Source organism: Cryobacterium lactosi, assembly GCF_004403945.1.
Classification (GTDB): Bacteria; Actinomycetota; Actinomycetes; order Actinomycetales; family Microbacteriaceae; genus Cryobacterium; species Cryobacterium lactosi.
In genome coordinates this window covers 184,532-210,063 of record NZ_SOHM01000012.1, presented here as the reverse complement: position 1 = coordinate 210,063, position 25,532 = coordinate 184,532, and the positions used below count along the sequence as shown (strand labels likewise).

The window sequence follows — 25,532 nt, the reverse complement described above, 5'->3', positions numbered from 1 at the left end:
TGCCCGGGCCAGCCTGGATCAACCAACCCGCCGAACCCGCAGTCGCGGAGACCGAACCGAAACTAGCCGCCTAAACTCACGCTGGCCTCATTCACCTTGACAAATTCCGCATCCGACGGCATAGACCGAGTGATGTCTCGCAACCCACCTGCCGCATAACCCATGCGATCCGAGACGCGGCCGAGGCGACGACCAGCATGCGACTTGTCTCGCGTCGGCAGGATTTCGAGACAGGAGGAGCCTGCTTAATGCGTGGCACCGAAATTCCCGGCGCGGCCAGGCCGCCTAGGGGTGTGGTGTCACGCTTCGAGTCTGGAAGGCGAGAGTGATGTACGGGAGGTAGTCGCGCGCCACCACCGCAGTCACTATCCGGTCGCCGAGATCTGCTCCTACCGAGTAGACGTGTGGATCGGAGTCGATGCGCAGGCCGGGTGCGTTGACGCCGTCTAGCGGAACGCTCACGCGCTCGACGTGACGCTCGGTCATGGGCGAATCTAGATTCCCGGGGAACCCGCCCTCGACCCGTTGCTCGCGGAAGGTGTTCATCAAAATGTGGTTTGTGTGCGCGACTAGAACCGACTCGGGGGTTTGCCATTCAGTGTCGAAGATTCTCGTCGTCATCACGGCCTCCCATAGGGATGGGTACCTCGCCAGTTTTCGGAATTCCAGCATCCATTCCGGCAGCGGCTTGCTCGGCTCCTGCTCGAGGGAGTGCTCCTCTCCAAGGTCCGCAAGGTTGGCGTGATCGTCATGATCCATGGGGTTCTTCCACAAGGTGTAGCTGATAGCCACCGATTCCGGGGTAGCTGGGCCTCCGTTTGTGGAGGAGCCGACAGTGCCTACGCCAAGTTCGGAAAGGGAGGGCTGGGCAAGAAAGCCGATCACTGGCGCCCCAAACATCTCGGCTGCGGTGTCGACGGTCGGCGGCGGAGGAATGTCCATCGGTTCACGGTCTGCGAAGTGCATGGGACCAACCTAGTCAAGGCGTCCTCCCACCACGCCGATTCTGCTGCAAATCGCTCCGCGAACGACACGGGTCTATCTCGGCCGTGGAGTCTCACAACCCAAGAGCCTCATATCCCATGGGATTCAAAACGCTGACTTCTCTCCGACAACCAGGTCGACGTGGCAAAGAGCATTGACCTGATGGCGGCGAAGGGTGCGTCTCGCATCCGTGAGGTTATGAGACCAGCGCAAGGAGCTCCTCGAAGGTTTCTCAGTCAGGAATTGAGATTACCCGGTACGACCTCACGTAGGCCGCCAGTTGGGCCCCAGGCTGTTACAGGGGCCGCCTGAGCGGTGGACGTTGTTCCGCTCTCCTCATTTGGTGTCAGTGTCACACCGGCCTTGTCGAATGCAGCGCGGGTTACGCAGCTCCACCGACTGCTTTCCTCGCCCGTCGAGTAGATTCCGATCAGGCAGATCCTGTCGTCGGTAAAGTCCGTCGTCTCGCCAAAGCCGCTGGTCATGCTGGCGAAGTACTCTGTCTTCCCAACCTTGCCGAGATAGCGGACAGGTCCTCGTTCGAATGTGTTGACCCCTGTGAGTGTCAGCATCGCGTTGTTCGGTGACGGCAGCGCTGCAGGATGGATGAACACTTCGAGGGATGAGTGTGGCTGTAGTGCCTGCATGACGTTGCCGGCCACGGAACACACCGCGATCACGCTGACACCGACGAGCACGCCCGGAAGCAACCGCGGGAATCTCCGTCGGTGGCCGACCACGCTGGGCGCTGGAGGCGGAGCGACTAGAGGAGTAGCGTCTCGGATTTTGGAGCCGCCGGCGAGCGTAAGGACCGCGCGGTCGAGTGCGGAGCCACGATCACGGAAAGTGGCGAGGAGTAGGCTCAGCTCGCTTTCGGCGCCCGGTGGCGGGTTCGGTCCGTAAACATGACGCTCGAGTTGTCCGACTCGAGCTTGCTCCTCCGTGGAACGATCTACGCCGCCGCGGCGCTGTTCAAGAAGTTCCCGAGCCATTCCCACAGACCCCAGTCTCGCGTCGAGCTGAGATTCGAGATGCGAATCAAGATCGATTCGGTTCAGAAGGTCACTTGCCTCGGTTCTCGTGACCGCAGTATCTGCTCCCGGTCGTGACTCGCCCGCGTTATTGCCGCTCACTCCGACTGACTCCCCACATTTGTGGCGCCATCGTAGCCGAGCGAGGTGACCAGTCGGCAACCGCGAAAAGGCCAAGGTGTCTCGCAACCTACATGACTCATATCCCATGAGTATTGGGACGGCGGCAACTTCTTCGGCGTTCGCCCCCCATATGGTTGCAGGATGACGGCTTCACGCTTTCGGCGCCTCGCGGGGGTTCTCGTCTTCGCGGTTTTCGGCCTGCTTGCCATCAACGCATTCTTGTTCGGAATTACCCTTGACGGTATAGAACATCCGGCCGTCCAGTGCACGCGCTCGACACACCTTCCGGAATCGGGAGGTCCGTTCTACGAGAACACAGAGGTTACGGGCGAACGGACGTTCATGCCCCTCGGTGTGAATTGCACCTACGACTCTCCTGACGACGCGATCGGGCCGCAAACTGTGCAGAACGCGAATTGGCCCGCGACGGTGGTCTGGCTTGGAAGCACGATCATCACTCTCTACGGAGCGTCGTTGGCATTCCATCCTCGGTCGATTCCAGAAACGTTTCCTGCAAGTACCGCTAAGCCACGTCTTGGAAGAGGTGTCTCGCAACCGAAGCGCCCCATATCCCATGGGATTCGAGATGCGCGAGGTGCGAAAGCCGCTCGAGCTCGGAACCTCGAAAGCCCGAAAGAATCTGTATTGCCCCGACCGTAACACCCTCTCTGCTCATACACTGCACCTATAGCCGAGCGTCACACGAGGGGGCACCAGATGCGCAACGTGAGCGAACTGTTCCATTCGATCAAGGGAACCGTCGTACGGGTTTTCCACCGCCTCCTTCATCGACGACAGCTACCACCTGATCCCTTCGGGCTGCCCGCTACGGGAGGTAACGGAGAGTCCGAGCGGGTTAGAAATCTCTTGATTCGGACTACCGGCAAGGATCCCTCCGTTCCTTAGAAGGGCTGCTTCCGCTGCCGCTGACCATTGCCCGGGCCAACGTCTGGGTAAGCGTCACTACGTGACGTGTCTCGTAACCTAATTGGCTCGAAACCCATGGGATACAAGACGCGGGAGATCGGCTGTTCAAGCAACGAGCGGCGGGTGATTTGTCTTGCATCTGGCCCGGCCTCGCATCCGGTAGGGATACAGGACAGTCGAGCATGCCGACCTTCGCAAGGAAGCGATCACAGCATGGGCTCATGTCGAACACGCAGGATGTTCCCAATAGCTCTCGCCCCTTATGGCACTGGGCGCTACCTGCTGCAGCTCTCTTGGTCATCTCAATATCTCTGACCTGGGCAGTTCAAACGCTGCCCAGCATTTGCCCTGCCGTCCATGTAACGCGGCGTATGCAACAGGAACACTCATCAGCCGTGCCAGTGCGCGCTGTCGATTGCGGCCCGAGGTTCCGAGAACGTACCCCGCCCACGGATCGTCCGCGAACGCGTCAGCAAGGGCCGTCGAGTCCGACTTCAAGCCACGTCGACGGCCACCAAAGCGCGCCGGTCGATTCATCACCATGACATTGGGCCAGATCTTGTGGGGTCAGCGGAGACCATTGAGACAGCTCAGGAGGACCTGCGGGACGAGCGCCAGGCTCGGTACCGATCGATCACCACGGTCGTCGTGGCAGCGAGGAAAATCAACTGCAGAAGTGCCCGCCACAATAGTTGGTCGAACCAGGGCAGCGGCTGGTCGGACAGTGCCAATGCCACATTCGCGGGGAACACGCCGATGAGCAGAAGAGCGAGCCCGCTCGCGGCGGGTAAGGCAAGGCGCGGGATGAGTAGCCCGATCGCACCAGCCAACTCTGCCACCCCTGTGAGCGTTACGGCGATCTCAGGTGACGGCACCACGTCCGGAACCATGGCGATCATTTCTTCTCGCATGCCAATGAAATGGGAGACGCCGGTGAGCGTGAACATTGCGGACAGGCCCCCTCTGAGGGCTGTCGGGATGCGACGCAGCGCGCGTACTCCGAAAGCTCCAATCAGGAGCAGACCGAACGTAACGGCCAAGAGGACAATGAGCGGTTCCACAGATGATCTCCTTGAAGGTTGATTGGCTCGATATTGTGCACGACAACTCGCGCTTTGACAGACGCCGAGTCAGGGCAACGGTGACCGCCTTCATGCCAGTGCTGTGATGCCAGCGACGACCACTCTGACCCCGACCGCGCCCAAGGACAAAACCAGCACTGCGGCGCCCACCCCCAGGAGCGCGATCACTTGGTTGACGCCCCGTCATCGGGCTTGAAGTCGGGCCAGTCGAACGGGTACCGTCGCAATCGGGCAGTGTCGAAACCGTCAGTCTCCGTGCGCACGCCCGAAGGAGGTCCGGCTTGCGGGACGGTCGTAGCTCCTTACCTAGCGGCTGTGGAATCGGGGGTCTCGCGCGTAATCCTCGTGACGGAGTTTCAGCGCCGCCTCAACTTGTCCCGGAGCGTCGTCGCCAATAAGTAGACGGAGCCGCGGGTCGCTAAGCTCCCGGACATGGGCAAGAATTTCGGCCGCTACCTTTTCGGGTGGTGTTCCTCCGCTGGCTTCCGCTGCCGGCCAAGGCACGATTGCAGAACCGAACAATTCGGTTCGTAGGTCGTCGTAGGCGGCAACCGGCGAGCTGAATCGCATGCTCCCGCCGGCCCAGTCAGTGTCGATCGCGCCGGGTTCGGCGATGGTCACACGGATACCGAATCGACCGACCTCGGCAGCCATTGCCTCGCTGAACCCTTCGAGGCCCCATTTCGCCGCGTTGTAAAGTCCCAGTGTCGGCATGGTCCCCACGGCTCCGACTGTCGAGATCTGAACGATGTGCCCAACTCCTTGGGCGCGCATGATCGGTATCGCGGCCTGGCTAAGCCACAGCGGGCCGAGAAGATCAGTGTCGAAGACGGTGCGTGCTTCTTCCTCGGTGGCCTCTTCAACCGCGCCGATGTGTCCGTACCCGGCATTGTTCACAAGCACGTCAAGCCGCCCGAATCTGGCTACGGCTCCCGCAACAGCGGCGAAGGCACCAAGCCGGTCGCGAACGTCGAGCTGCTGTATTTCTAAGCGCTTGTGTTCAGGGAGCGAGTGCGCGCCTCGCACGGTTGCAACCACAGCGTGATCGGCCTCGAGTGCGGCGAGAGTGAGGGCCCGACCCAGCCCGCGATTCGCACCGGTAATCATCCAAGTTTGGGGTGAAGTCATGTCTGCATCGTATTGGAAACTGGACGTATCGTCTAGTTTTATGAAGTAATGTTTGAGTATGGCGCGCCCGCGAACTCGAACTCTGGTCTATGACGCGGTGCTCTCGCTCGCTACGGAGGAGCGCCTCGGAAGCATCTCAATGGAGGGCGTGGCGGCGCGAGCTGGAGTAAGTAAGCAAACGCTGTACAGCACTTGGCCGTCGACCGGGGCGATCCTGTTCGACGCGCTCCTCGATCGGAGTAGCAGCGATGACGGCAAGATTGTCGTGCCCCACTCGGGCGATTTGGCGGCGGACTTGGAATCGCTCGTCGCTGCGACCATCGAAGAGCTCACCGATCCAACACTGGAGCCCCTACTGCGAGCAGTCACCGCCGATATCCAAATCGATGAGGTACTTGCTGCCCAATATCGCGATCGGCTCTTGACACCTCAGCTCAAAGCCATTTCCGACAGGCTGCAACGGGGGGCCATCGAAGATCCGGACGCGGCCGCGGAACTCCTCTTGGGGCCCATACTTCACCGTTGGCTCCTACGTACCCGAGCTTTTGAGCCCGGCTGGGCGAGCGCACACGTTCAACGCGTTCTCCGAGCCACCGCAAATTGCGCAGTACAGGTACCGCCACATACCGGAAACCAGTGATCGGCTGTGACCCCGTAGGAAGGTCCCGCTAAGCGTTCGGCTACCAAGACCAGGTCGTGGTTCCGCCGAAGTGGACCTGGATGGTGAGCATCTGATTGTCGCGGACCGTGATCGCCTCGATGTTGCTGAATGTGCCACCGCTTACGAGCTCGTAGACGGACCGGATGAACACGCGGCCTGGCTCCGGCTCGGTAATCTCACGCAGTTCCTCACGCTTGAATCGATCGGATGTCGGGTAGCAACGCTCAAAGCACGTCTGTTTGTCGATGTGATCGTCCTGCGGCGAGGTGATTCAAACGGTCAATTCAACGCTTGCCGCGTTGAAGACCTCATGAGGGAGTCTGCAGTAGGTCCAGGGCAAACCTCCTATTGACGGGAGCTCGCCCTGAGTTCTTTGCCCGATCAAGTCGCCGCTCACGACACCCTGGCAATCGATGAACGCCATTTAGCGATCACAACACGCCGCCAAAGAACGCCAACAGTCACAGCTGCGCGGCGCGCGGAGACACAAGGAGCGGGAGACCGCATCAGCTCAAGGTGTCTCACAACCGATGTGTATCAAAACGCATGGGTTGTAAGACCCAGAGGATTACTCCCGGGTCGCGCAAAGCGAATTCCAGAGAGTCGGGTCTAGGAACTGATTCGGGCTGTCTCTGCGATGATGTTGCCCATGACGATCGATTACGAATGGCGTGGGTCGTTTCAGAATGACGAACTGAACCAACTCCATGCAGAGGGCTTCGACCATATGCACGTGAACGACGATTGGATTGGGATACTCGAGCGCCTGAGCTTGGGCTGGGTAACAGCGCGCGATGACCAGGGTCTCGTCGGTTTTGTGAATGTGATTTGGGACGGTCAGGTGCACGCCTTCATCGAGGACACCTTGGTAGCCGATCGCGCCCGCCGGCAAGGGATCGGAAAGCATCTCATCACCACAGCGACAGAAAAGTCACGGGCCGCGGGCTGCGAGTGGCTCCATGTGGATTTCGAGGATCACCTGAAGGGGTTTTACTTTGACGCTTGCGGTTTCCGGCCCACCAACGCTGGACTAATCCATCTGCGCTGACCGTGCCGAGTGACAGGCCTCTTGCAGGAAACTTCAAGACCCGGGCGCAGCCCAGCTCGCAACGTGCGGTCCGATTAATGTGTGAGCTGTCTCGGAACCTCAGCGTGTCGAAACCCATGGGATACAAGACACTGACTACCGTTCTGAGCCAGCGCCGGCAACCAGGTAGACGCGCCAAATAGCGATCACTGAACGCCGCCACGTATCGCCGAAAGTCACAGTCTGGTCCTGGTCCTGGTCCTGGTCCTGGTCCTAGTCCTGGTCCTAGTCCTAGTCCTAGTCCTGGTCCTAGTCCTAGTCCTGGTCCTAGTCCGGGTCTTGGCGAGCTGGTGCACATCGACGTGAAGAAACTGGGTCGTATCCCGGACGGCGGCGGCTGGCGCACCGATGCAAAACAAAGCGCCAGCATTGTGACTTACCCTCTAGCGTTTTTCGTCCTGAGGAGGATCATAGCTGTGGTCAGCCGTTGGGGTAATTGCAGGTTTGGAGTGAATTGGGATGCTATGGACTGCGAACCTTCCCGAAGTGGTTTCCCGCGAAGAGTGGCTCGCGGCCCGCAAGACACTATTGGCCGAGGAGAAGGAACTTACCCGAGCTCGTGACCAAGTCAATGCCAACCGCCGCAGACTGCCGATGATTCGGATCGAAAAGTCATACCGCCTCGAGGGGCCGGATGGGAAGGTAGGTCTTCCGGACCTTTTTGAGGGGCGTCCTCAGCTCGTGATGCACCACTTCATGTTCGGTCCAGATTGGGACGAAGCGTGTCCGAGCTGCTCGTCTGCGGCTGACGGAATCGGTCGACTACGGCAATTGCATGTACGCAATACCAGTCTCGTCGCGGTGTCCAGAGCCCCGTACGAGAAGATTGTCGCGTATAAGAAGCGGATGGGCTGGACGTTTCCTTGGTATTCGTCGTACGGCAGCGATTTCAACTTCGATTTCCACGCCACCCTCGACGACCGGGTCGAACCGGTACTTTTGCATTTTCGCTCCGAGGCCGATCTTGCCGATTCCGGAACGCCCTGGACAGGGGGACCGTGGGAACCGAGTATGCGCGGCGAAGAAATGCCGGGCATTAGTGCATTCCTTCAGGTCGGCAACGCTGTCTTCCACACCTACTCCACCTTCGGGCGCGGCATCGAAGAATTTCATAACGGATACCCGTACCTCGACCTCACCGCTCTCGGTCGCCAGGAGGCGTGGGAAGAACCTCTGGGTCGCGCCACGCCGCTCGGCCTGCAGGTCGGGGGGCCCGGGATGCGCGCGCCAGACGCATACAACACCTGACGTTTACATCGACGTGCTCAAGACCCTGTTCTTCGCAGTACTCGGCCACCAGGACGTGGGAGCCCTCGCCGAGTAACTGACCGTGGCGCGCCATCACCTACGCACGGCGCCACCCCGGTCGGTAGCCCCACGATGCCGCAAGTCCAACTAGCCGTCCGACAGCGGCTGTTGTGCCACGCGACAAACTTTTTGACATAACCCTTAGTGTCGGCGCCCCAGTGGGAATGGGTGACGGATGCAGGCTGGGGGAGGAGCGCAAAGCTTCACTTCAGTGGCCATCACAACGCCAATAATTCGCGTCGGGGGTAACTCCATACCGATCTGGGTGAGCTTTCCGGCAGTACCGGAACCCGTCAACGGTGTGACCAAAAACGAACCAGATACCTCGCTTTGTGACCAGAATGAGCCCGTATTAGTCCGTGCCAGCACGTACACTAGACCCATGAAAATCGCGGAAATCCGCGGGATTCCGCCCCAGTTGCGGGGGAGTGGCACAGCCGAGATCGCTATCATTTGTTCTTGGTTCGAGTCCAGGTACCCCAGCAGTAACAAAACCCCCGATCACTCGGGGGTTTTTTCGTTTCGGCTCTCGGGTTGGCCGATATTCGAAAACCGCTAGATCGACGGATAAATTGGGCTTGCCTCTCATTCTTTATGCTGGTCAGTGGCAAATTATTGATTCTGCTCCTATGAGAAGCCTGAACGGAGACGAATACGAACGCGAGGTTCTTGGTTCGAGTCTTCCGACAAAGTGTCGTTCATCAGGGAATGCTGTGCCCGCGTAAAGAAGCCCCTTGGTTTGGCCCGACCGCGACAACCGCTATTCCGGGAGTTGCGTGACCACAAACGCACCATATTCAACTTCGGATGCTGGCGTCACTCTCGACCGTGGTCGTTAGCGTCTAGGGGTGCGTGTTCCGTGTTTGTTGTTCGGCGCATCCAGCGGATTGCCTCGTCATCCACCCTGGTTAGGGCCGCCCGCCGGAGCCGTCGTATCACTCAGGCGAGACTTGCCGAGTTGACCGGCATCGATCAGGCCAGCGTCTCTCATCATGAACGGGGCAGAGACGCCGCCTACAGCACAGTTGATCGGCTGCTCGCTGGCACCGGACATCGACTGTACGCCGCTCCCACACGACGGGACGACGCTGCCAGTTCGGCAGAGGCGATTCGTCAACATCTGCGCGCCGATGACACAGACCGGGCACTCCGGGCGCTCCTCCAGTTGAATGACAACCTCACTGCCGAACACGGACTGGTCCGAGGAATCCTGGGGCTGACGGAGCCGGAACGCACCGGGGATCGAGTGTGGGACGCGGCAATCGCGGCTCTGGTGCATGGAGACTCAACCAGGAAGACATCCCGCTCCCTGAATGGGTCGACAACCCCGATCGCGCACTGACGGTACCTGTCGTCTTCCGGGTCGACCCCGCCGACCCGGCGCCCGAGCGTGAAGACGTGCCGGACGAGTTCGCCGAACGCGGTGTCCTCGCTTGGGCCGATACGCTTCGCAAGCGTTTGATGACCGGCACTGCGCTTGATCGTGGCGGTATCATCCTCGGCCTTCGAGATCTCGTCGCCGACCTTCGCGATGCCGTTCGACCATCCGATCGGGTGGTCAAGCACATCCTCACGGTGGTCGCCGAGATCGCGCCCGTCTGCCCACGGGATGGTCGGGGCGTCATTTCGATCGTGCCGCGGTCGCCTGTCCGGACCGGACGACACAGTTGCTTATATTTCGTCAGGGCCTGACACGTAAACACCAGATGGGTACGGCCGCGGCTAGCGAGGAAGGAATCGCGGCGTACCCGAGCGGCCGAAGGGACAGGTTTCATGTTCCGGTATTCGCAGGTTCGAATCGTGCTGTCGCGTCGACTGACGAAGCCGCCTGATTCCTTAGCCTGCACGTGGCCAGCGTGGCGTAATGTGTGCTCGTGAATAAACCGCGTGAGTCTGCCACGAATCTGAAGTCATGGCTGTTGCAGGACAGCGGCGACCGGCAAGGCAACCGCGTCGGTCCCCACGCTGCCAAAGTCGAAAGAACACACTCCTGGTGGCGGGTGATGTGCCTGACAGGTGTCGACTATTTCTCCACCCTGGGATATCAGCCGGCTATTGCGGCCCTCGCGGCAGGGCTGCTGTCGCCTATTGCGACGATCGTGTTGGTGATCTTGACATTGCTGGGGGCGTTACCCGTGTATCGCCGGGTAGCTGAAGAGAGTTTTCGCGGTTCTGGCTCGATCCAGATGCTGGAAAAGCTGCTGCCGTGGTGGTCAGGCAAAATCTTCGTGCTGGTGCTGCTCGGATTCGCCGCCACCGACTTCATGATCACCATCACCTTGTCGGCAGCGGATGCCACGGCGCACGCTATCGAGAATCCGTTCGCGCCATCCTGGTTGCACGGCCAAGAGGTGCTCGTCACCCTGTTTCTGGTCACACTGCTGGGCATCGTGTTCCTCCGCGGCTTCAAGGAGGCCATCGGCATTGCTGTGGTGCTGGTCGCGGTCTACCTCTTCCTCAACCTGATCGTGATCGTGGTATCGATCGGGCACGTCGCCTCGAACGCGGCGCTGATCACTGATTGGTGGGCGGCATTGACCATGCAACACGGAAATCCACTTGTCATGGTGGGTATCGCTCTTCTCGTGTTCCCGAAACTGGCGTTGGGATTGTCTGGCTTCGAGACAGGCGTAGCCGTGATGCCCCAGGTGAAGGGTGGTGCCTCTGACACGGTGGACAACCCTGCGGGGCGGATCCGTGGCACGAAAAGGCTGCTCACCACGGCCGCGCTGATCATGAGCGGATTCCTTATCACCTCGAGTATCGTCACGACCCTGCTAATTCCGCAGGAGGCTTTCCAACCCGGCGGGCCCGCCAATGGCCGCGCGTTGGCGTACCTCGCCCACGAATACCTAGGGAACGCCTTCGGGTCCGTCTATGACATCAGCACCATTTGCATTCTCTGGTTCGCGGGCGCGTCGGCGATGGCTGGGCTTCTCAACCTCGTGCCGAGGTATCTGCCGCGGTATGGCATGGCCCCGCAATGGGCCCGTGCCGTGCGTCCACTTGTGTTGGTCTTCGTTGCAATAGCCTTCGTGATCACCATCGCCTTCCAGGCCAGCGTCGACGCCCAGGGCGGAGCATATGCGACGGGGGTCCTGGTATTAATGACGTCCGCGTCCGTTGCGGTGACGCTCTCCGCACGCCGAAAGCAGCAGCGCTGGCCGACTCTCGGGTTCGCAGCCATCGCGGTGATCCTGGTCTACACGACCATTGTCAATATTGTTGAACGCCCTGACGGCGTGCGCATTGCCGGGCTGTTCATCGTGGGCATCATGGTTATTTCGCTCGTATCTCGGGTGCGGCGTTCCTTCGAACTGCGGGCGACATCCGTCATTCTGGACCCGTCCGCACTCGACTTCGTCACGGGGGACGCCGAAGACTACGACGTAATCCGAATCATCTCGCACGAACCCGACGAAGACACCGAGGTCGAGTACCGGAACAAGAGCCGGGACGAACGCCGGTTCGGCAATATCCCGCCCGGCTCGCCGATCATCTTCCTCGAAGTGCTTCCCTCCGACTCCTCTGATTTTGAAGAGGACCTGATCGTACGCGGCGTGGCCAAGCACGGGTATCGAGTTCTCCAGGTCACCAGCGGCAACGTTCCGAACACGATCGCCGCTGTGCTGCTGGAGATCCGCGATCAGACCGGCCTGATCCCAGAGATCTACTTCGAATGGACTCAGGGCAATCCGCTCGCCAATATGTTCAAGTTCCTTTTCACCGGCCTCGGAGAAATTGCCCCCGTGACCCGAGAGGTGCTTCGCGAATCCGAGCCCAACGCCAAACGACGACCACACGTTCACGTCAGCTAAACCCATCACACCCCTTCGGCGCGAACTCGTCGCGTAGGAAGAGCGTATAAATCACCGGATCCTGCGCATGCGTTCCGTATAGATCCTCCAAGCGGTGAGGCGCCGGGAGGACGCTGGTGAGGTGAATAGTGCGCGAACGAGCAGTTCGGGAATCTTGCTCAACCGGTGGCTCTCCCCGGTCGTTGATGGGCGGTGCCGGTGGGGAAGTTACACCGTCGCGGTCGGACGGTACAGCAGCGTCGGATACCGGCTTGTCGTGTACCCGCCGGGAATATCGGTGCAGCAACGACGCCGAGTTCGACTCTGTCGCGGCTGGACGATCCTGGGACTCGTGGGCGTGCTGGGCGTGTTCGTAGCGATGGCTGAGGCTGGCGCCTCGAGGCTGGTCATCGTGATCGGCTGCGTCGCGTTTTATGCTCTCGGGGCTGTCATCGTGGCCCGTGCCGCAGGTCCGGTCCGGAAACAGGTCCTCGAGCTGACGGCAGCTAGATCCACCCTCGTGCCCGACACCCGGCGAACCGGCGAGTGCAGATACCTGGCTTCGTTGGCCGCGACTTTGGCGGCCGCGGACCAGGCGCTGCAGTTGGGCCTCTCAACGCCGGCGGAACACGAGGTGGTCTGGTCGGTCGTCTACTCAGACGCCGAGGAACACCTGGACGCGGCCCGGACCGCCCCGTAGCTGGCGGCTGGGGAATCAGCAGTATGCGGCGGTCTCCGACTGTGTCACGCAGGTGCGTGGGCTTCTCGACAACGAAGATAACGTGTTTGAGGTGGGGTAACCACACGCACAGTCGCCAGTACGATCGACGCCATGAGCGGAATCGACGAATCGTCCCAGGGCCCCAAGTGGCTCATTGACTTGAGCGGTCCCGTTCGCCAGAACATGAGAGATCCACGACTGGACAACGCTCGGGCGGCGCTCATCGAGGTGCAGCCGCAATTGATCGCTCTGGACGCAACCGTGAAGCAGGTGGAGACAGCCCTCCGAGACTGCGCAGAGGCCGGAATGAGTGCCGACGAAATTGCGGTCCAGATTTCTCTGTCGATGGACGTCGTCAAACGCGTGCTGAACGGCGGTTCCTTTCTGGGGTCCGACTACGGCTAATCCGTCTCGTATCCCATGGGTTAAGCGACGAGTCGGTTTCGAGGCACTTCCCGTTGAAGTCCAGATGCTTCATGCATCCGTGAACACAGGACTTTTAGATCTGGCCGACGCCGCCGCGGGGGGAACTCCTAGTTGGCGTGAAATGCGCCGAACGAGGGAAAGCGGATACGGTCACGCGTTTCGACGCGTCGCCACTGCGGGAGGCTTCACTGCGAGCCGGGCACCTCTGGCTTATCTCCTGAGCCGTACGCTGCGTTTCTTCGGACGCGCGTATCCGGACAGGTGGAGCAGGGGTATGGACAGGGCTGACAGGACGACGCCGAGTGCGGCGACGGCGACCATAGCGCCGCGCAATCCCGTCGCTTGTGACCAGATGCCGACGTAGACCGGTCCGAGGAGGAATCCGATGTAGGAAGCCGTGGTCACGATTGCGGTGGCTCTGCCTCGATACGCCTCATTCACCCCGCGGGACACGAGGCTGAGCATCGTTGGGTACAGTGCCGCTGTGCCCGCGGCGGCCACGATCAGCCCTACGATGGCGATCGGAACGGTTGGGGACGCAGCGAGGATCAGCGCGCCTGTGGCCGCTGCAAGGGATCCCAGAATCAACATAGGTCTCTCGTTGCCCTGTTGAATGCGCCCGAGCGCGAACCGAGTGACGGCGACGACACCGGCGAAGACGGCTGGCCCGACGGCGCTGAACCCGGGGCCGGCACCGAGCTGGTCCTCGAGGAAGACCGCGCCCCAGCTTTGGTGGGCGTTCTCACTCGCAAACGCGAGTGCGCCCAACACGCCGACAAGCAAGAGCGGCGTGTAGCGAAGGCGTAGGCCGAGGCCGGAATTAGGTTCAGACGCCCACGGGGCCGTGCGAGCCGGGTTGGCGGCGCCCTGCGGTGCGAGGGAGCGCAGAACGCTCGCGCTGGCGACAAGGGACAGGACAGCCACGGCCAGGAAAGGGGCGAATACTGGTGCGCCGATCCAGGAGGAGAGTCCTGTTGTGATGCTTGCCAGAACGACAAAGCTCGAGAACACGCCTCCGGCACGGATGATGATTGCCTTCCCCGACGCTTGCTCGGCACGGCCGGCGATCGAGTTCATCGCAACGTCGGTGGCCCCGCTAGCCAGGCCAACCACGGCGAGCCCCACACAGAGGGCAACGAACCCGTGTGCGGTCGCTGACACACCGAACCCGGCCAAACCGAGGGCGACGATCGCCGCCACCGCAAAGCGGAGCCCCCACCTGTCCAACGCCCGCCCCGTGACCAGCATGGCAGGCAGGGCGCCGGCACCAATGAAGAGAAGAGCGAGTCCCAACTGGCCATCATCGACATCTGCTTGCATCCGAAGACGAGGCACGCTCGCTCCCCACGCGCCCCAGAAGGAGCCGAAGGAAGCGGCAGCGAGATAGGTGGCAAACACCAGTTTGCGCAGGGGTAGCGATTCAGGAGGCATGTGTGTGACGTTACACAGCTAGACTGGGGTTATGCAATCACCCCCGCAGCGTCGCCCCACAATGAGCCAGGTTGCCGCGCGAGCCGGAGTGTCCGTGATGACGGTTTCCTACACGTACAACCGTGCTGAGAGAGTCTCGGCCGAGAGTCGCGACAAGGTATTGCAGGCTGCCGCCGAGTTGGGTTACGCGGGGCCCGATCCCGCGGCACGGTCCCTGCGCTACGGCAGCACCCGCACACTTGGAGTCATTCTCGGCGAGCACCTCACCTACGCGTTCGACAACCCGCAGGCAGTCACATTCCTGGCCGGCATCGCAGAGGTCTGTGCGGATCGAGGATACGGAATGCTGATCGTGCCCATTGCCGGAGGCGCCGAAGACAGTCTCCGAGTCAGCGAGGCCGCCGTCGACGCATTCATAATCTGGACGACGACCGACGACGACCCCGTGCTCGACGCAGTTTCAGGAAGCGGTCGGCCTGCGGTCATCCATGGAGGGCCCGCCCGCGCGGGTTTTAGGCTCGTGAGTATCGACAATCGAGCGGCCGCATTCGCAATGGGCATGAAGACCTTCGCCGGCGCCACCCGACCCGCAATCCTCAGCTTCCCCCTGGATTCCTCGCGAAAGACAGTGCTCGCTGCGGGCATCGACCCCGACACCGTGCGGTTCCCCGTGACCAGGCAGCGCCTCCTCGGGTACAGGGACGCAATCGAAGCGCTGGGGCTTGACTGGAACGACGTGATTGTCGGCGCCACGGCAACCAACAACGAGGGCGAAGCCAGCTCCCTCGCCGAGCGAATGTTCGCCCTCGAGCACCCCATCGATGCAATCGCGGCGATGAGCGATGACCTTGCAATCGGCGTCCTGGGCGCTGCGGTCAGCGCACAGCGCCCTGTCCCCGTGACTCTCTCCGTAAGCGGATGGGACGATTCACGAGCGGCCGCTCTCCATCAGCTGAGCTCGGTTGCCCAAGATCTGAGAGCCCAAGGGGCACGGGCGGCCAGGCTGGCTCTCGGTGAGGAATCCGTACCTGCCTCAGATGGCTGGTCAATAGTCGTCCGAGCGTCAACTGGACAGCCAGCGACTCGACGGCCAGACCCTGATTAGACGGATGGGCGCCAACTGTGAGCCGTTCTCAGCGGCAGCGTGTCCCCGATCCGCACGATACTGGGGTTGAGCCCCCTAATGTGACCAGCAGAATCGAAAGGAGCCTTTTGTCATTCATCGTTCAGACCGGCAGAGTAGTCGATCCGGGGCCGATTCAGGATGACTCCGGGTTCCTCCATCGGTGGGCCACCATCGTGTCTGCCGCGGAGAGTCTCGCCGAGTTCGAGGGCGAAATCTCCTATCGGGTACTGGTAACGGGCGACCACGCCACTGTTATTGGCAAGTTGACCGAATCGGGCGACCAGCCGATTCTGGTATTCGCGGGTCGGTACACCGCAGTGGCTGACGCGCATGGGCAGGTGACACACCAGGTCGACGCGAGCTATGTAGGCCTCTCGTTGAGTGACCCGGCTTTCGAAAGTACGGGGTCGAGCGCCGCTCCGCCATGGGATTGAGCTGCCCAGCTCGATGGCTCGAAAGGCATGGGATGCGGAGCGGCGAGGTTATGAGACACCCGCGTCGAAAACCAGGTCGATAGGAGCCGCTGCCCGGTCGGGCGCTGGCACACCGCTGAGAGTCGGAATGATTGGCCCGGCCAACGCGCCGTAATCCTGGAAGGACTCCCGGCCCTGGAGTTGTGGATTCAATCGGTGCATCGGCGCTGCAGGGCTTTTTCGGTGGATGTTGATGGGACTTAGTCGGCCTCTCAATCCATGGTCGAGGTGCGGCCTGCTGCCTGGTCTTGCGGGTGAGTTTGGTTTCCCAGCACTGCTGCGTGCCGCTCGAGCTCGGCCGCGGACTTGCGAAGATAGCGCTGGATCGCAAGTTGCTCGTCGGGGGTGAACTCCTGCGCGATATCGTCCAGTCCCTTGAACAGCGGTCCGAGCTCGCCCAGGATTCGGCCGACCGTCTTCGCTTGCGGAACGAGACGCACACGTCTCCTGTCCGATTCGCTGCGTATACGCGCAATGTGATCTGCGCGCTCGAGACGGTCCGCCAACTCGGTCGCGGAGCCGGTACTGATGCCGAGGCGTTGACCAAGCTCGGCGGGACCGAGCTCTGTTCCTTCGAGGTTCATGATGTGACCCATCGCCTCGTAGTCGAGCGGGCGGAGGCCGATTCTCGATGCCAGAGCATGGTCGAGTTCGGTCGCGGCGCGGTTCACCGAGCGAAGCGCCCAGGACACTTCCTCGGCAGACATACGACCACGCTCGACTGCTTCGGTGGGGTTCGGAGCGTTTTCTTCGGTCATAGTCACAGCATACTTGACAAGTGTCTCCGTCGCGGAGACACTCGTTTGCGGAGGTACTTACGTCTCGAGAGGAACGGGAACGCCATGCAACCAGCGCCATCATCAGTAGAGCCACGACACCCCCTCACACTCCGACAACTTCGCCTGCTCCTGATCGTGCTTTGCGGGGGCCTTGCCCTCGTCGTGGCAGGAAACTCGGCATTGGCGATCGCTTTGCCCAACATTGCCGCAGATCTTGCGGCGGACCAGACCGAACTCACCTGGATTATCGACGCCTACGCGCTGACCTTTGCCGCTCTGCTGCTTACGGCCGGCATTGCTGCCGACCGCGTGGGCCGCCGTACCGTGCTCGTGATCGGGTTGTTGATCTTCGGCGCGGCCAACGTGGCCTCGGCGTTCTCGCCCGATCCCGCCTGGTTCATTACCCTTCGGGCGCTTGCTGGGGTCGGGGCGGCGGCCGTCTTCCCCGTAACGCTCTCGGCACTTGTTGATGCGTACCCCGAAGAGCGTCGCACCTTCGCGATCGGGGTGTGGTCCGGGGTCAGTTCAATCGGGGCCGTCGCCGGCACGATCGTCGCCGGTGCGCTGCTTGAGGTGTTTTGGTGGGGCAGCGTGCAACTGCTGTTCGGAGGCGTGGCCCTCGCGATCATCATTCCGGTCCTGTTCCTGGTTTCTCAGAACCGCAACCCCCGCCTGTCACTCGATCCGCTTGGCGCGATCTGGTCAGTGGTGGCTCTAGCAGGGCTCGTCTTCGGTGTGGTCGAAGGCCCTCAACGCGGGTGGTTCGAGCCGATCACTCTCGTCTCAGTCGCCGTCGGTGTGTTGGGTTTCGTGGGCTTCGTGAGGCATCAGCTGCGGGCTCCTGTTCCGTCGCTCGATGTGAGGCTATTCCGCAATCGCGGCCTTGCGGCCGGCGCGGTGATCGTCACAATCCAGTTCTTCGCCTCGCTCGGGTTCTTCGTTCTCACGCCCCAGTACCTGCAGATTGTTCTCGAATACACACCCCTCGGTGCCGCCCTCGCGCTCCTCGTTGTGCCGATAGGCGTGGGTGCTGGCATCGGGGGCTCCGCCGCCCTGGTCAAGCAGTTCGGCGCACGCATTCCCGGATCACTCGGCCTGCTGCTCATGGGAATCGGCTTCGCGGTCTTCGCGACAGGCATCACTGGCGGGGTGGACGCCTCCGTCTGGGTGCTCGGGACAGGAGTGCTCGTGTTCGGCGTCGGTTTCGGAATGGGCATCACTCCCGGTACCCAGCTGATCATCGACGGACTCCCCGCGGAACGCCGCTCGGTCGCCAGCGCTGTCAACGACATCACCCGCGAGGTCGGGGGAGTGATCGGGATCGCCGTGCTGTCGAGCATTCTCCTGAGCTTCTATCGCGCCGACGTCACGCCTGCCCTGGAGGGTCTGCCTGATCAGGTGCGCGAGGTCGTCGATGCCGGGGCGGGTGCAGCAATCGGTATCGCGGAATCCTTTGGACCCCAGGGTGACACCCTCGCCCTCGCGGCACAGGAGGCCTTCGCTGTCGGGCTGAGCGCTTCGATGTTCGTTGGGTCGATCATTCTGGCCGTGGCATCCATCATCACCTTCATCGTCGCGCCGCCGCCGGTGACAGCATCAACTCTCGTAAATGAAAATCAGGAAGGGACAAACCAGAAATGACCACGTACACCGCAAACGTCACCGTTCCGGAATCGATCGATGACTCCTTCGCGTTCATCGCCGACCCCACTAAGGCTTATTTTGAGGCGAGGCGTTGAGCAACAACTAGCTCGAGTACCCTGGCCGTCATGAGTTACGAGTGGCCAGCCGTGGGCCCTGCCTTCGAGATCGACGGGTTCATAGAGCCGATGACGTGGGGCTCCTCGTCCTACACTGTTGTCCGCATGCCGGATGCTCTCGTCGCGTCGGCGCGGACTGCCGGGACGAGGCGCGTGGGAGGGCAGCTCGACGGGTTGGCGGTCAACCTCGCTCTGACCAGCGCCCCGGTCATCGATGGCACCTTTGTCTGGGCCGGGGCCTCGTTGCTGCGGCGAATGCGGCTCGAGGTCGGCGACCCCGTGCGTGGGAGCCTCGCTCCGGTCGATCCCGATCACGTGCCGGTCCCAGCAGATCTCGCCGACGCACTTTCTCAAAATGGTCAGCGCGACGCGTGGGATGCGCTGCCAGCGACCGGACGTCGTCGGAGACTCGTGCCGATCGAAGCAGCCGGCACCGAGATGACCCGAGCCCGACGCATCGCGTCATTGCTCGATGCGCTGGAAAAGGCTGATTAGCGTCGAAGACGCATAGCCGAGTCGCCAGCTCTTCGCACTCAAGATCGGCTATCGCTCGACGACAAACGTTCCTTGGTGGAAGCTCAGGTGCAGCCGCCCTCGGTCAAGCGGCCAGAACGATGAGTGTCGGCTGTCTCGATTGGCAGTACGAATGAAACGGGTGACCATGACGAAGGTGGGTGCCAGCTCGACGAACTCCATCGGAGCTGCCATCATCGCCGCTGAGACTTTCTTGCACGAAACCTGCGCGGTTCCAGAGCGCCGTCCCTGGGCCTCCTATGGCTCGGCTCAGTCGATGTGATCTTTGCCCGTGGACGGGAACGGCGACACGATGCGGCGAGGACTTGCGCCACTTTGTGCCCGTAGCGTCGTGAAAACCTGAGGCAATACGCCCTCAGCGATCGAGTGGTGAGCACCAGCTCAGTTGTCTCGGATCGCTGGCAGTACGTTGGTGACGAATGTCGCCGAGATGGCTGCGGCTCCGGCCCTGGCGACGACCTCGGCCGCGGCAGCGGTTCCCCACGAGCCGTGTTCGAGCTTCTTGCCGTTTTTGTAGACGGCCCCTGACCACGGAATTTCACGATCGAACTGAGGGAGTGTATCGGACGCTGACAACAGCGCCGCCAATGCCGCGGTGCGGGCGTCAGGTTCGGCGTCCTCGACCAGCACGGCCCGCACGGCGGCAATCAGTTCCGCGCGACGCGGTGTGTCGCCGTCTACGAGCGCGGTCGTGGGGAAGAGTCCAAGGAAGCGACGTTTTTCGCGACGCAGGTGTCCATTTCGGACCAGCCGCTCGACTGTCGGCTCGCGCAGGTGCGGACCTACCGTGGCGACCATCGTGTGCACCTCGTAAGGGTGCTGAGCGATGCGGTCCCAGGCATCGCGCAGCACGGGATCGGCCGGTGGATTGCCGGTCATCGCGTGCACCTCCTTGCCGTGGAGAATCCCCTTGTCGACGAGTTCGACGTTCTCGGCGAGGGTGAGGTCCACGAATGCCGCGCCTGCGAGAACGTTGAACAGCGTGGTGCCCTCGCCGCGGAAGACGCCCGACTTGGCGTCGAACAGCAGGAGTAGAAGGTCTTCGATGATGAGAGCCGTTGCCGTCTCGGGTGCTATGCGATCCTCGTCGGGCGGATTGGGTACGATCATGGATTTTCCTCAAGGGTTGGGAGGCGGTCGTCGGTCTCACCGGTGGCGTTCAGATGGGCGCGGTAGATCACTTCGAGCTGCGCCAGGTTGTAGAGGCCGGTGACGGTCTGGGTGACGGTGTCTTCGGTTTGCGCCACCGAACCGGCGGCCACGGACCCTGGGTCTTCCAACCAGGGATACTTCTCTCGCAGGCCGGCGAGCTCGAGCGCGAACACCTTGGCCAGCCGGATCTTGGTTGCCAGGTCGGCATCGACGGGCAGTGCCTCGAACTCGTCGTCGGCGTCGGTGCGCTTGACCTCCATTATCTGGCGCATGTCGCCCATTGCGTTGTCGTCGAAGATACGTGAGTAAATCATGACGAGTGAACGGTCGATTGAGTTCAGTTGGGGCGCGGCTTCGCTGAATCCGGGGGGCAGGTCGACGGGGGCACCGTGCTCCGCGATCGCGGCGAGCTCAGTGCGCATGCGCTGCAGGCGCTCGATAGTCACTGCGAGCTCCGCGTCGATTGCCCGAAATGCCTCGCGCGGATTGTCGTCGGCACCCTGCATGGAAGCGATCTGCGTGAGCGGTAGGCCTAGGTCGACCAGGCGACGGATCTGTAGGAGCCGTACTACGTGGTGAACCTCGTATTGCTTGTAGCCGTTCGTGCGACGCTCGGGCTGTGCGAGCAGTCCGAGCGCGTGATAGTGGCGCACGGCCTTCACGGTTGTTCCGGCCAGATTTGCCAGCTCACTTGTACTCCAGGCCATCCTGGTCTCCTCTCTCTAGTCTCTCTAGACGTGGGCGGCGTTGTTGAGGCTGCTTCGAGTTAAGACCATGACGTAGGGGCAGGGTCAAGCGCTCTCGGCAAAGTGGGAGCCGCTTCGCCCCGGCCGTGTTCGATTGGTCGGATTGTCAGAACGGGCCGGCAACAGCTGATCGATGCAGGCTTGGCGCTCGCTACCGTATGGACTCCATCGATTCGCTCGAATCGCCTTTTCGGTGTCTTCAGCCCGTACCGTAGTAGTGAGGCGCGAGACATCGCCGGTATCGGATGTGGATTGGGGGACACTTCAGGAGTCCGTTGAAGTTCCCTGAAACTGGGACCTCTTCATCGGACTCGTGATCGTTAGGCAACCTCCATGTTCTTGATCGCGCAGACTGCCAGCTGGTGCGCGCAACGATGGTCGTTGTGGTTCCACAGAGGCGTTCGGTGAAGGCGCTACCTCTACTGCGACCCATACCGCGGTATGGGGCGGCATCACCGCCGGCGTGATGACGAAGGGGTTCAATCCTGCGTAGTCTCAGGCAACTGTCAACCGAGGGAAGGACGCACGTCGTGAGCCATATCGACCGACTTGCGACGAGAGCTTTACAGGCCGTTGTTTGCAACGCTTCTTCAGAAGGCGGACCGATAGTGGCACCCAACCGGACCGCAGCAGGACAACTTCCACGTAAATCATCGTCCGTGCCACTTCCCTTCTGGGCATGGTGTGCCATCGCGTTGTGCTGTACGGCGTTATTCACTGCGGCAGTCCCCGTCACAGCCTCTGTGTACGACGTATCCGTTCCTGCAACGTTCGCGGTTGTGACACTCCAGTGCGGCTCGCTGATCCTCGTACTCGTCCGGCCCCGCACCGGTGTGGCGGTTCACCTCACATCGATCATCGCCTTGGGACTCCTCACCCGAGATGCGGATTCTGGTCCGTGGCCACTGCCCGTTACCGGTTTCATCTCGCTCGGCGCACTTATCTTGCTGGTCGGCATCCGAGAGCGCTGGCTTGTGTCGCTGACAACGTGGTGGTCGAGTATGGCCGCCCTTGTCCTCCTCGTTGGCGTGTCCCTAGACCGTGATGAGTTTCCTGATCGATGGGAAACGAATCTGACCATATATGCCTCGTACACCGTGATGGTATTGATTGCCGCGATAGCGATGGGACAGCGGGCCAGGATCCGAGCGGATCTGGCCAAGGCACGGCGGGACATCGAGCTTGAGCAAGCTCAACGGTTGCATATCGAGGAACGCGCCCGTATCGCCCGAGAACTGCACGATGTCGTCGCTCACAGCATGTCCCTGATCCACATGCGCGCCCTGTCCGCACCCTTTCGACTACCGGAAGCGACACAGGCAGTAAACGAGGAGTTCGATGGCATTGCCCGATCGGCCCGTTCCGCCCTCTCCGAGATGAGGCAGCTCCTCGGCGCGTTACGGTCAGAAAACGATGAGGCAGATCTTCTTCCCCAACCGACGCTGAGCGACGTCCCCGAATTGACGGATGCAACCTCAAGAGCCGGCAGCCCGGTGGACCTGCACATCGACGAAGCGGCAACGACAGCCAGCCCAATCGTGCAGCTGACCATCTACCGCGTCGTGCAAGAGGCGTTGAGCAACGTCGTGCGTCACGCCCAAGCAGCCCCGACGACTGTGACGATCCGATTGGAGAGCTCGTCGCTCCATGTCACAGTGCACAACACGCGGCCATCGGACGGCGCCATCTTTGCCGCAATCCCCACATCAGACCGTGGCGGGCAAGGCCTGCGAGGAATGCGAGAACGAGTACACCTCCTGGGCGGCCAGGTCACAACTAAACCGACTGTCGAAGGCGGATTCCTCGTCGACGCAATCATTCCCGCGTCCATCATGAACCAACCGGAGCTGCCATGACCATTCGCGTACTCATCGTCGACGACCAGCCCATGTACCGGGCAGGTCTCACCGCCATCCTCGGTGCCGAAACGGATATCACCGTCGTAGGCGAAGCCAATGACGGCGAAGAAGCGTTATCTCGCAACCGGGTCCTCCATCCGGACGTCGTCCTCATGGACGTCCGCATGCCCAATATGAACGGCATCGAAGCCACTAGGGTGCTGACTAGCCCCACTGGGGCCGCCAATGTCCCCCGAGTCATCATGCTCACCACCTTCGACATCGACGAGTACGTCTATGCCGCTCTGGAGGCCGGTGCGAGCGGATTCCTCCTCAAAGATGCCGACGCCCGTGAATTGGTCTCCGCTGTCCACGTGGTCGCCCAAGGCGACTCCCTGTTGTCCCCTCGAGTGACCCGTCGGCTTATCGAAAACTTCATCGCCAACAAGCCGAGAGGCCTCACCTCGGTAAGCGTCTTCAACGACCTCACCGACCGTGAACGTGAAGTCTTTCTTCTGATCGCCACCGGGAAATCGAACGCCGAAATCGGAAAAAGCCTCTTCATGGCGGAGCAGACGGCGAAAAGCCACTCGAGCAGGATCATGACCAAACTCCACCTTCGCGATCGTATCCACGCTGTAATGCTCGCCTACGACACCGGGTTAGTCACGCCCGGGTCATCTTCCAAATAACAGCCCCGCGAGCTCTGGCGTCGTGGCACGGGCACAAAGGCGCGGGGCCTGGCGCCGCGACGGCATTTAGACCGCCAAGAGGTACACCCATGTCTATTGCCAGTCTTCGACGACGTGCACCTTTGTTCTCACGGCGGCGACGCCCGTTGAGGCGTGTTCCGCTCGACATGCGTAAACCGCCCTACGGCGGTACGGCGGGACGCCATACCTGGGACGCAATGGCAGCACCCTCAGGGCGACGACGAGACAGATGGCTACCAGCGAAGGTTTGGTCGTCGCCGAAGAGGCGTCTACCGACTGTCATCCACAAGAGATTTCAGCGGTGCTCTGAGAGGAACAGATTCATGCCGAACAGCACCGAGACCACCAGCCGCCCGGACTCCGCAGCAGGTACCAGAACCAAGACCACCACCCTTCGCCAACGCATCGTGCGTCGAGTCGCGGTAGGCACCGCGTTGATTGTCACACCGGCGTTCCTGATCTCGGGCTTCGTGCTCCACCAGGCCTTCGTCGGAAGACCCGCCAACGCTCCGGATGCGCTCCGCGGCACCGCGGCGGTCGCCGAAGAGCGGGAGGTGCTCGTCGCAGCGGGGGCAAGCAACGTTCAGGGCACCAGCAGCGCCGATTGGGTGAGCGGACTGTACGACACTGACATGACCGTCGTGAATGCCGGCATCAACGGTCACACCACAGGGGATCTGCTGAACCGCCTCGACCGCGACGTGATCGATCTCAACCCCGACCATGTGGTTCTCCTGGTCGGAACAAACGACATCCGCGGCAGCATCGATCCGAATGAGTCGAAAGTCAACGTCACGAAAATCCTCGATCGACTTGAGGACAAGACAGACGCGAATATCGCCATCCAGTCGCTTTCGCCGCTCGGAGAGCAACCCGACAGCGACTTGAATGCCAAGGTAAATGCCTACAACGCGTTCTTGAAGTCCGAAGCCGACGCGCGCGAAGGACTCACGTACCTCGGCGTGAACGAAGTTATTACCCCGAGACTCACCGGAGACGCCCCGGACTTCACCTTCCCGATCGTGCAGACCGCCTTCGATCTGTTCCTCTTCGACAAGGAATTCATCGAGATCTCCGAATCCCACGGGCTCCAGTACCTTGTCGACAACGTTCACATGAACGAGCGCGGCGCGGCCATCGCCGGAGACCTCACCGCCGAGTGGCTCGAGCAGGTGCGATGACATCCGTTCATAAGACGGTTTCCACAACGGTGACCGCACGGACCTACATTCCCGCCAGCGACGCAATGGCGGGGGTACGCAGCGTAGATCCCGCCCTCACCTTCACAGGTTTCGGGCCTCTACCCGCCGTGGAGGCCACAAGCCACGGCGGCCCGTGGGATCGAACCGGAGACGTCCGCACGCTGACTTTCTCGGACGGGACCACCGCCCGCGAGACCATCACCTCGACCGGCGCGCCAGCCCACTACTCGTACCGGCTCGACGGGCTCAGCAATGTGCTGGGCCGACTCGTGCACCACGCGGAGAGCAGTTGGCGCTTCATCCCTGAAACGGAAGGCAGCCGTTGGGAGTGGACCTTCACCTTTGCAACCAAGCGCTATCGGACGACACTGCTCCGCGTGGCGATACTCCCGCTGTGGACTAGGTACATGACTCGAATCCTCGCGCGCACAGTGCGTGAGGTGAAGACTCGATTCAACGTCTAATCGGTCTCGACTTAACGTCTAATCGGTATTGCACGCGTT

At 61.5% G+C, this 25,532-nt stretch carries 25 protein-coding genes and 1 pseudogene; 17 read left to right on the top strand and 9 right to left on the bottom strand.

Going from position 1 to position 25,532, the window contains the following annotated elements:
- Positions 1-285 precede the first annotated feature (285 nt).
- The 4 genes from E3T61_RS07440 to E3T61_RS07425 all read right to left on the bottom strand — a co-directional run bounded on the left by E3T61_RS07440 (position 286) and on the right by E3T61_RS07425 (position 5,275).
- Complete coding sequence (locus E3T61_RS07440) at positions 286-966, bottom strand: hypothetical protein (RefSeq protein WP_134640242.1); 681 nt, start codon at positions 964-966, stop codon at positions 286-288.
- A 254-nt stretch (positions 967-1,220) separates the two neighbouring features.
- Positions 1,221-1,682 carry a hypothetical protein gene (locus E3T61_RS07435; RefSeq protein WP_134640241.1) on the bottom strand — a complete coding sequence of 154 codons (462 nt, stop codon included), beginning with the start codon at positions 1,680-1,682 and terminating at the stop codon, positions 1,221-1,223.
- A gap of 1,973 nt (positions 1,683-3,655) precedes the next feature.
- Positions 3,656-4,126, bottom strand: a complete 471-nt coding sequence (locus E3T61_RS07430) for a DoxX family protein (protein WP_134640240.1) — start codon at positions 4,124-4,126, stop codon at positions 3,656-3,658.
- Between the two features lie 327 nt (positions 4,127-4,453).
- Positions 4,454-5,275 carry an SDR family NAD(P)-dependent oxidoreductase gene (locus E3T61_RS07425; protein ID WP_241992439.1) on the bottom strand — a complete coding sequence of 274 codons (822 nt, stop codon included), beginning with the start codon at positions 5,273-5,275 and terminating at the stop codon, positions 4,454-4,456.
- Positions 5,276-5,333: 58 nt separating this feature from the next.
- On the opposite strand from E3T61_RS07425, the gene E3T61_RS07420 reads away from it, so the two are divergent.
- Positions 5,334-5,915, top strand: coding sequence for a TetR-like C-terminal domain-containing protein (locus tag E3T61_RS07420; RefSeq protein WP_134640239.1), 582 nt, complete (start codon positions 5,334-5,336; stop codon positions 5,913-5,915).
- A 40-nt stretch (positions 5,916-5,955) separates the two neighbouring features.
- Here the strand turns inward: E3T61_RS07420 and E3T61_RS22460 are convergent, their stop codons facing one another.
- Positions 5,956-6,087 carry a hypothetical protein gene (locus tag E3T61_RS22460; protein ID WP_255455659.1) on the bottom strand — a complete coding sequence of 44 codons (132 nt, stop codon included), beginning with the start codon at positions 6,085-6,087 and terminating at the stop codon, positions 5,956-5,958.
- 498 nt (positions 6,088-6,585) lie between these two features.
- On the opposite strand from E3T61_RS22460, the gene E3T61_RS07415 reads away from it, so the two are divergent.
- The 8 genes and pseudogenes from E3T61_RS07415 to E3T61_RS07385 all read left to right on the top strand — a co-directional run bounded on the left by E3T61_RS07415 (position 6,586) and on the right by E3T61_RS07385 (position 13,254).
- Positions 6,586-6,984, top strand: a complete 399-nt coding sequence (locus tag E3T61_RS07415) for a GNAT family N-acetyltransferase (protein WP_134640238.1) — start codon at positions 6,586-6,588, stop codon at positions 6,982-6,984.
- Between the two features lie 308 nt (positions 6,985-7,292).
- Positions 7,293-7,391: pseudogene (locus tag E3T61_RS22655) on the top strand (IS481 family transposase); the annotation flags it as partial.
- 118 nt (positions 7,392-7,509) lie between these two features.
- A complete protein-coding gene (locus E3T61_RS07410) occupies positions 7,510-8,271 on the top strand; it encodes a DUF899 domain-containing protein (protein WP_206751526.1) in 762 nt (253 codons plus the stop codon).
- Between the two features lie 751 nt (positions 8,272-9,022).
- Complete coding sequence (locus E3T61_RS22650; RefSeq protein ID WP_420898472.1) at positions 9,023-9,673, top strand: helix-turn-helix domain-containing protein; 651 nt, start codon at positions 9,023-9,025, stop codon at positions 9,671-9,673.
- Positions 9,580-10,023, top strand: a complete 444-nt coding sequence (locus E3T61_RS07405) for a hypothetical protein (protein ID WP_134640236.1) — start codon at positions 9,580-9,582, stop codon at positions 10,021-10,023. Before E3T61_RS22650 ends, E3T61_RS07405 begins: the two co-directional genes overlap by 94 nt.
- Positions 10,024-10,334: 311 nt before the next feature.
- The gene (locus E3T61_RS07395) at positions 10,335-12,149 is read left to right on the top strand and encodes an APC family permease (RefSeq protein ID WP_241992445.1); all 1,815 of its coding nucleotides are present in this window, start codon (positions 10,335-10,337) and stop codon (positions 12,147-12,149) included.
- A 94-nt stretch (positions 12,150-12,243) separates the two neighbouring features.
- Positions 12,244-12,828, top strand: coding sequence for a DUF6611 family protein (locus E3T61_RS22570; RefSeq protein ID WP_338145517.1), 585 nt, complete (start codon positions 12,244-12,246; stop codon positions 12,826-12,828).
- Positions 12,829-12,960: 132 nt separating this feature from the next.
- Positions 12,961-13,254: a hypothetical protein gene (locus E3T61_RS07385; RefSeq protein ID WP_134640233.1), complete on the top strand. Its 294-nt coding sequence runs from the start codon at positions 12,961-12,963 to the stop codon at positions 13,252-13,254.
- 231 nt (positions 13,255-13,485) lie between these two features.
- Here E3T61_RS07385 and E3T61_RS07380 read toward each other — a convergent pair whose 3' ends face one another.
- Positions 13,486-14,706: an MFS transporter gene (locus E3T61_RS07380; protein ID WP_134640232.1), complete on the bottom strand. Its 1,221-nt coding sequence runs from the start codon at positions 14,704-14,706 to the stop codon at positions 13,486-13,488.
- Positions 14,707-14,737: 31 nt separating this feature from the next.
- Between E3T61_RS07380 and E3T61_RS07375 the strand changes: the two genes are divergently transcribed.
- Positions 14,738-15,811 carry a LacI family DNA-binding transcriptional regulator gene (locus tag E3T61_RS07375; RefSeq protein WP_338145516.1) on the top strand — a complete coding sequence of 358 codons (1,074 nt, stop codon included), beginning with the start codon at positions 14,738-14,740 and terminating at the stop codon, positions 15,809-15,811.
- 107 nt (positions 15,812-15,918) lie between these two features.
- A complete protein-coding gene (locus E3T61_RS07370) occupies positions 15,919-16,266 on the top strand; it encodes a hypothetical protein (RefSeq protein ID WP_134640230.1) in 348 nt (115 codons plus the stop codon).
- 251 nt (positions 16,267-16,517) lie between these two features.
- On the opposite strand, the gene E3T61_RS07365 is transcribed toward E3T61_RS07370, so the two are convergent.
- On the bottom strand, positions 16,518-17,063 hold the full coding sequence (locus E3T61_RS07365) for a MarR family winged helix-turn-helix transcriptional regulator (RefSeq protein WP_134640229.1): 546 nt from the start codon (positions 17,061-17,063) through the stop codon (positions 16,518-16,520).
- Between E3T61_RS07365 and E3T61_RS07360 the strand changes: the two genes are divergently transcribed.
- Complete coding sequence (locus E3T61_RS07360; protein WP_134640228.1) at positions 16,947-18,725, top strand: MFS transporter; 1,779 nt, start codon at positions 16,947-16,949, stop codon at positions 18,723-18,725. The two genes, E3T61_RS07365 and E3T61_RS07360, sit on opposite strands and share 117 nt — an antisense overlap.
- A gap of 128 nt (positions 18,726-18,853) precedes the next feature.
- Positions 18,854-19,339 carry a YdeI/OmpD-associated family protein gene (locus E3T61_RS07355; protein WP_134640227.1) on the top strand — a complete coding sequence of 162 codons (486 nt, stop codon included), beginning with the start codon at positions 18,854-18,856 and terminating at the stop codon, positions 19,337-19,339.
- Between the two features lie 420 nt (positions 19,340-19,759).
- On the opposite strand, the gene E3T61_RS07350 is transcribed toward E3T61_RS07355, so the two are convergent.
- A complete protein-coding gene (locus tag E3T61_RS07350; protein ID WP_134640226.1) occupies positions 19,760-20,488 on the bottom strand; it encodes a GOLPH3/VPS74 family protein in 729 nt (242 codons plus the stop codon).
- Positions 20,485-21,237 carry a helix-turn-helix domain-containing protein gene (locus E3T61_RS07345; protein ID WP_134640225.1) on the bottom strand — a complete coding sequence of 251 codons (753 nt, stop codon included), beginning with the start codon at positions 21,235-21,237 and terminating at the stop codon, positions 20,485-20,487. Before E3T61_RS07345 ends, E3T61_RS07350 begins: the two co-directional genes overlap by 4 nt.
- A gap of 782 nt (positions 21,238-22,019) precedes the next feature.
- Between E3T61_RS07345 and E3T61_RS07340 the strand changes: the two genes are divergently transcribed.
- The 4 genes from E3T61_RS07340 to E3T61_RS07325 all read left to right on the top strand — a co-directional run bounded on the left by E3T61_RS07340 (position 22,020) and on the right by E3T61_RS07325 (position 25,493).
- Positions 22,020-23,132, top strand: coding sequence for a sensor histidine kinase (locus E3T61_RS07340; RefSeq protein ID WP_134640224.1), 1,113 nt, complete (start codon positions 22,020-22,022; stop codon positions 23,130-23,132).
- Positions 23,129-23,806, top strand: coding sequence for a response regulator transcription factor (locus tag E3T61_RS07335; RefSeq protein ID WP_134640223.1), 678 nt, complete (start codon positions 23,129-23,131; stop codon positions 23,804-23,806). Before E3T61_RS07340 ends, E3T61_RS07335 begins: the two co-directional genes overlap by 4 nt.
- Positions 23,807-24,261: 455 nt before the next feature.
- The gene (locus tag E3T61_RS07330) at positions 24,262-25,008 is read left to right on the top strand and encodes an SGNH/GDSL hydrolase family protein (protein ID WP_166793175.1); all 747 of its coding nucleotides are present in this window, start codon (positions 24,262-24,264) and stop codon (positions 25,006-25,008) included.
- Positions 25,009-25,037: 29 nt separating this feature from the next.
- The gene (locus E3T61_RS07325) at positions 25,038-25,493 is read left to right on the top strand and encodes an SRPBCC family protein (protein WP_166793174.1); all 456 of its coding nucleotides are present in this window, start codon (positions 25,038-25,040) and stop codon (positions 25,491-25,493) included.
- Positions 25,494-25,532 lie beyond the last annotated feature (39 nt).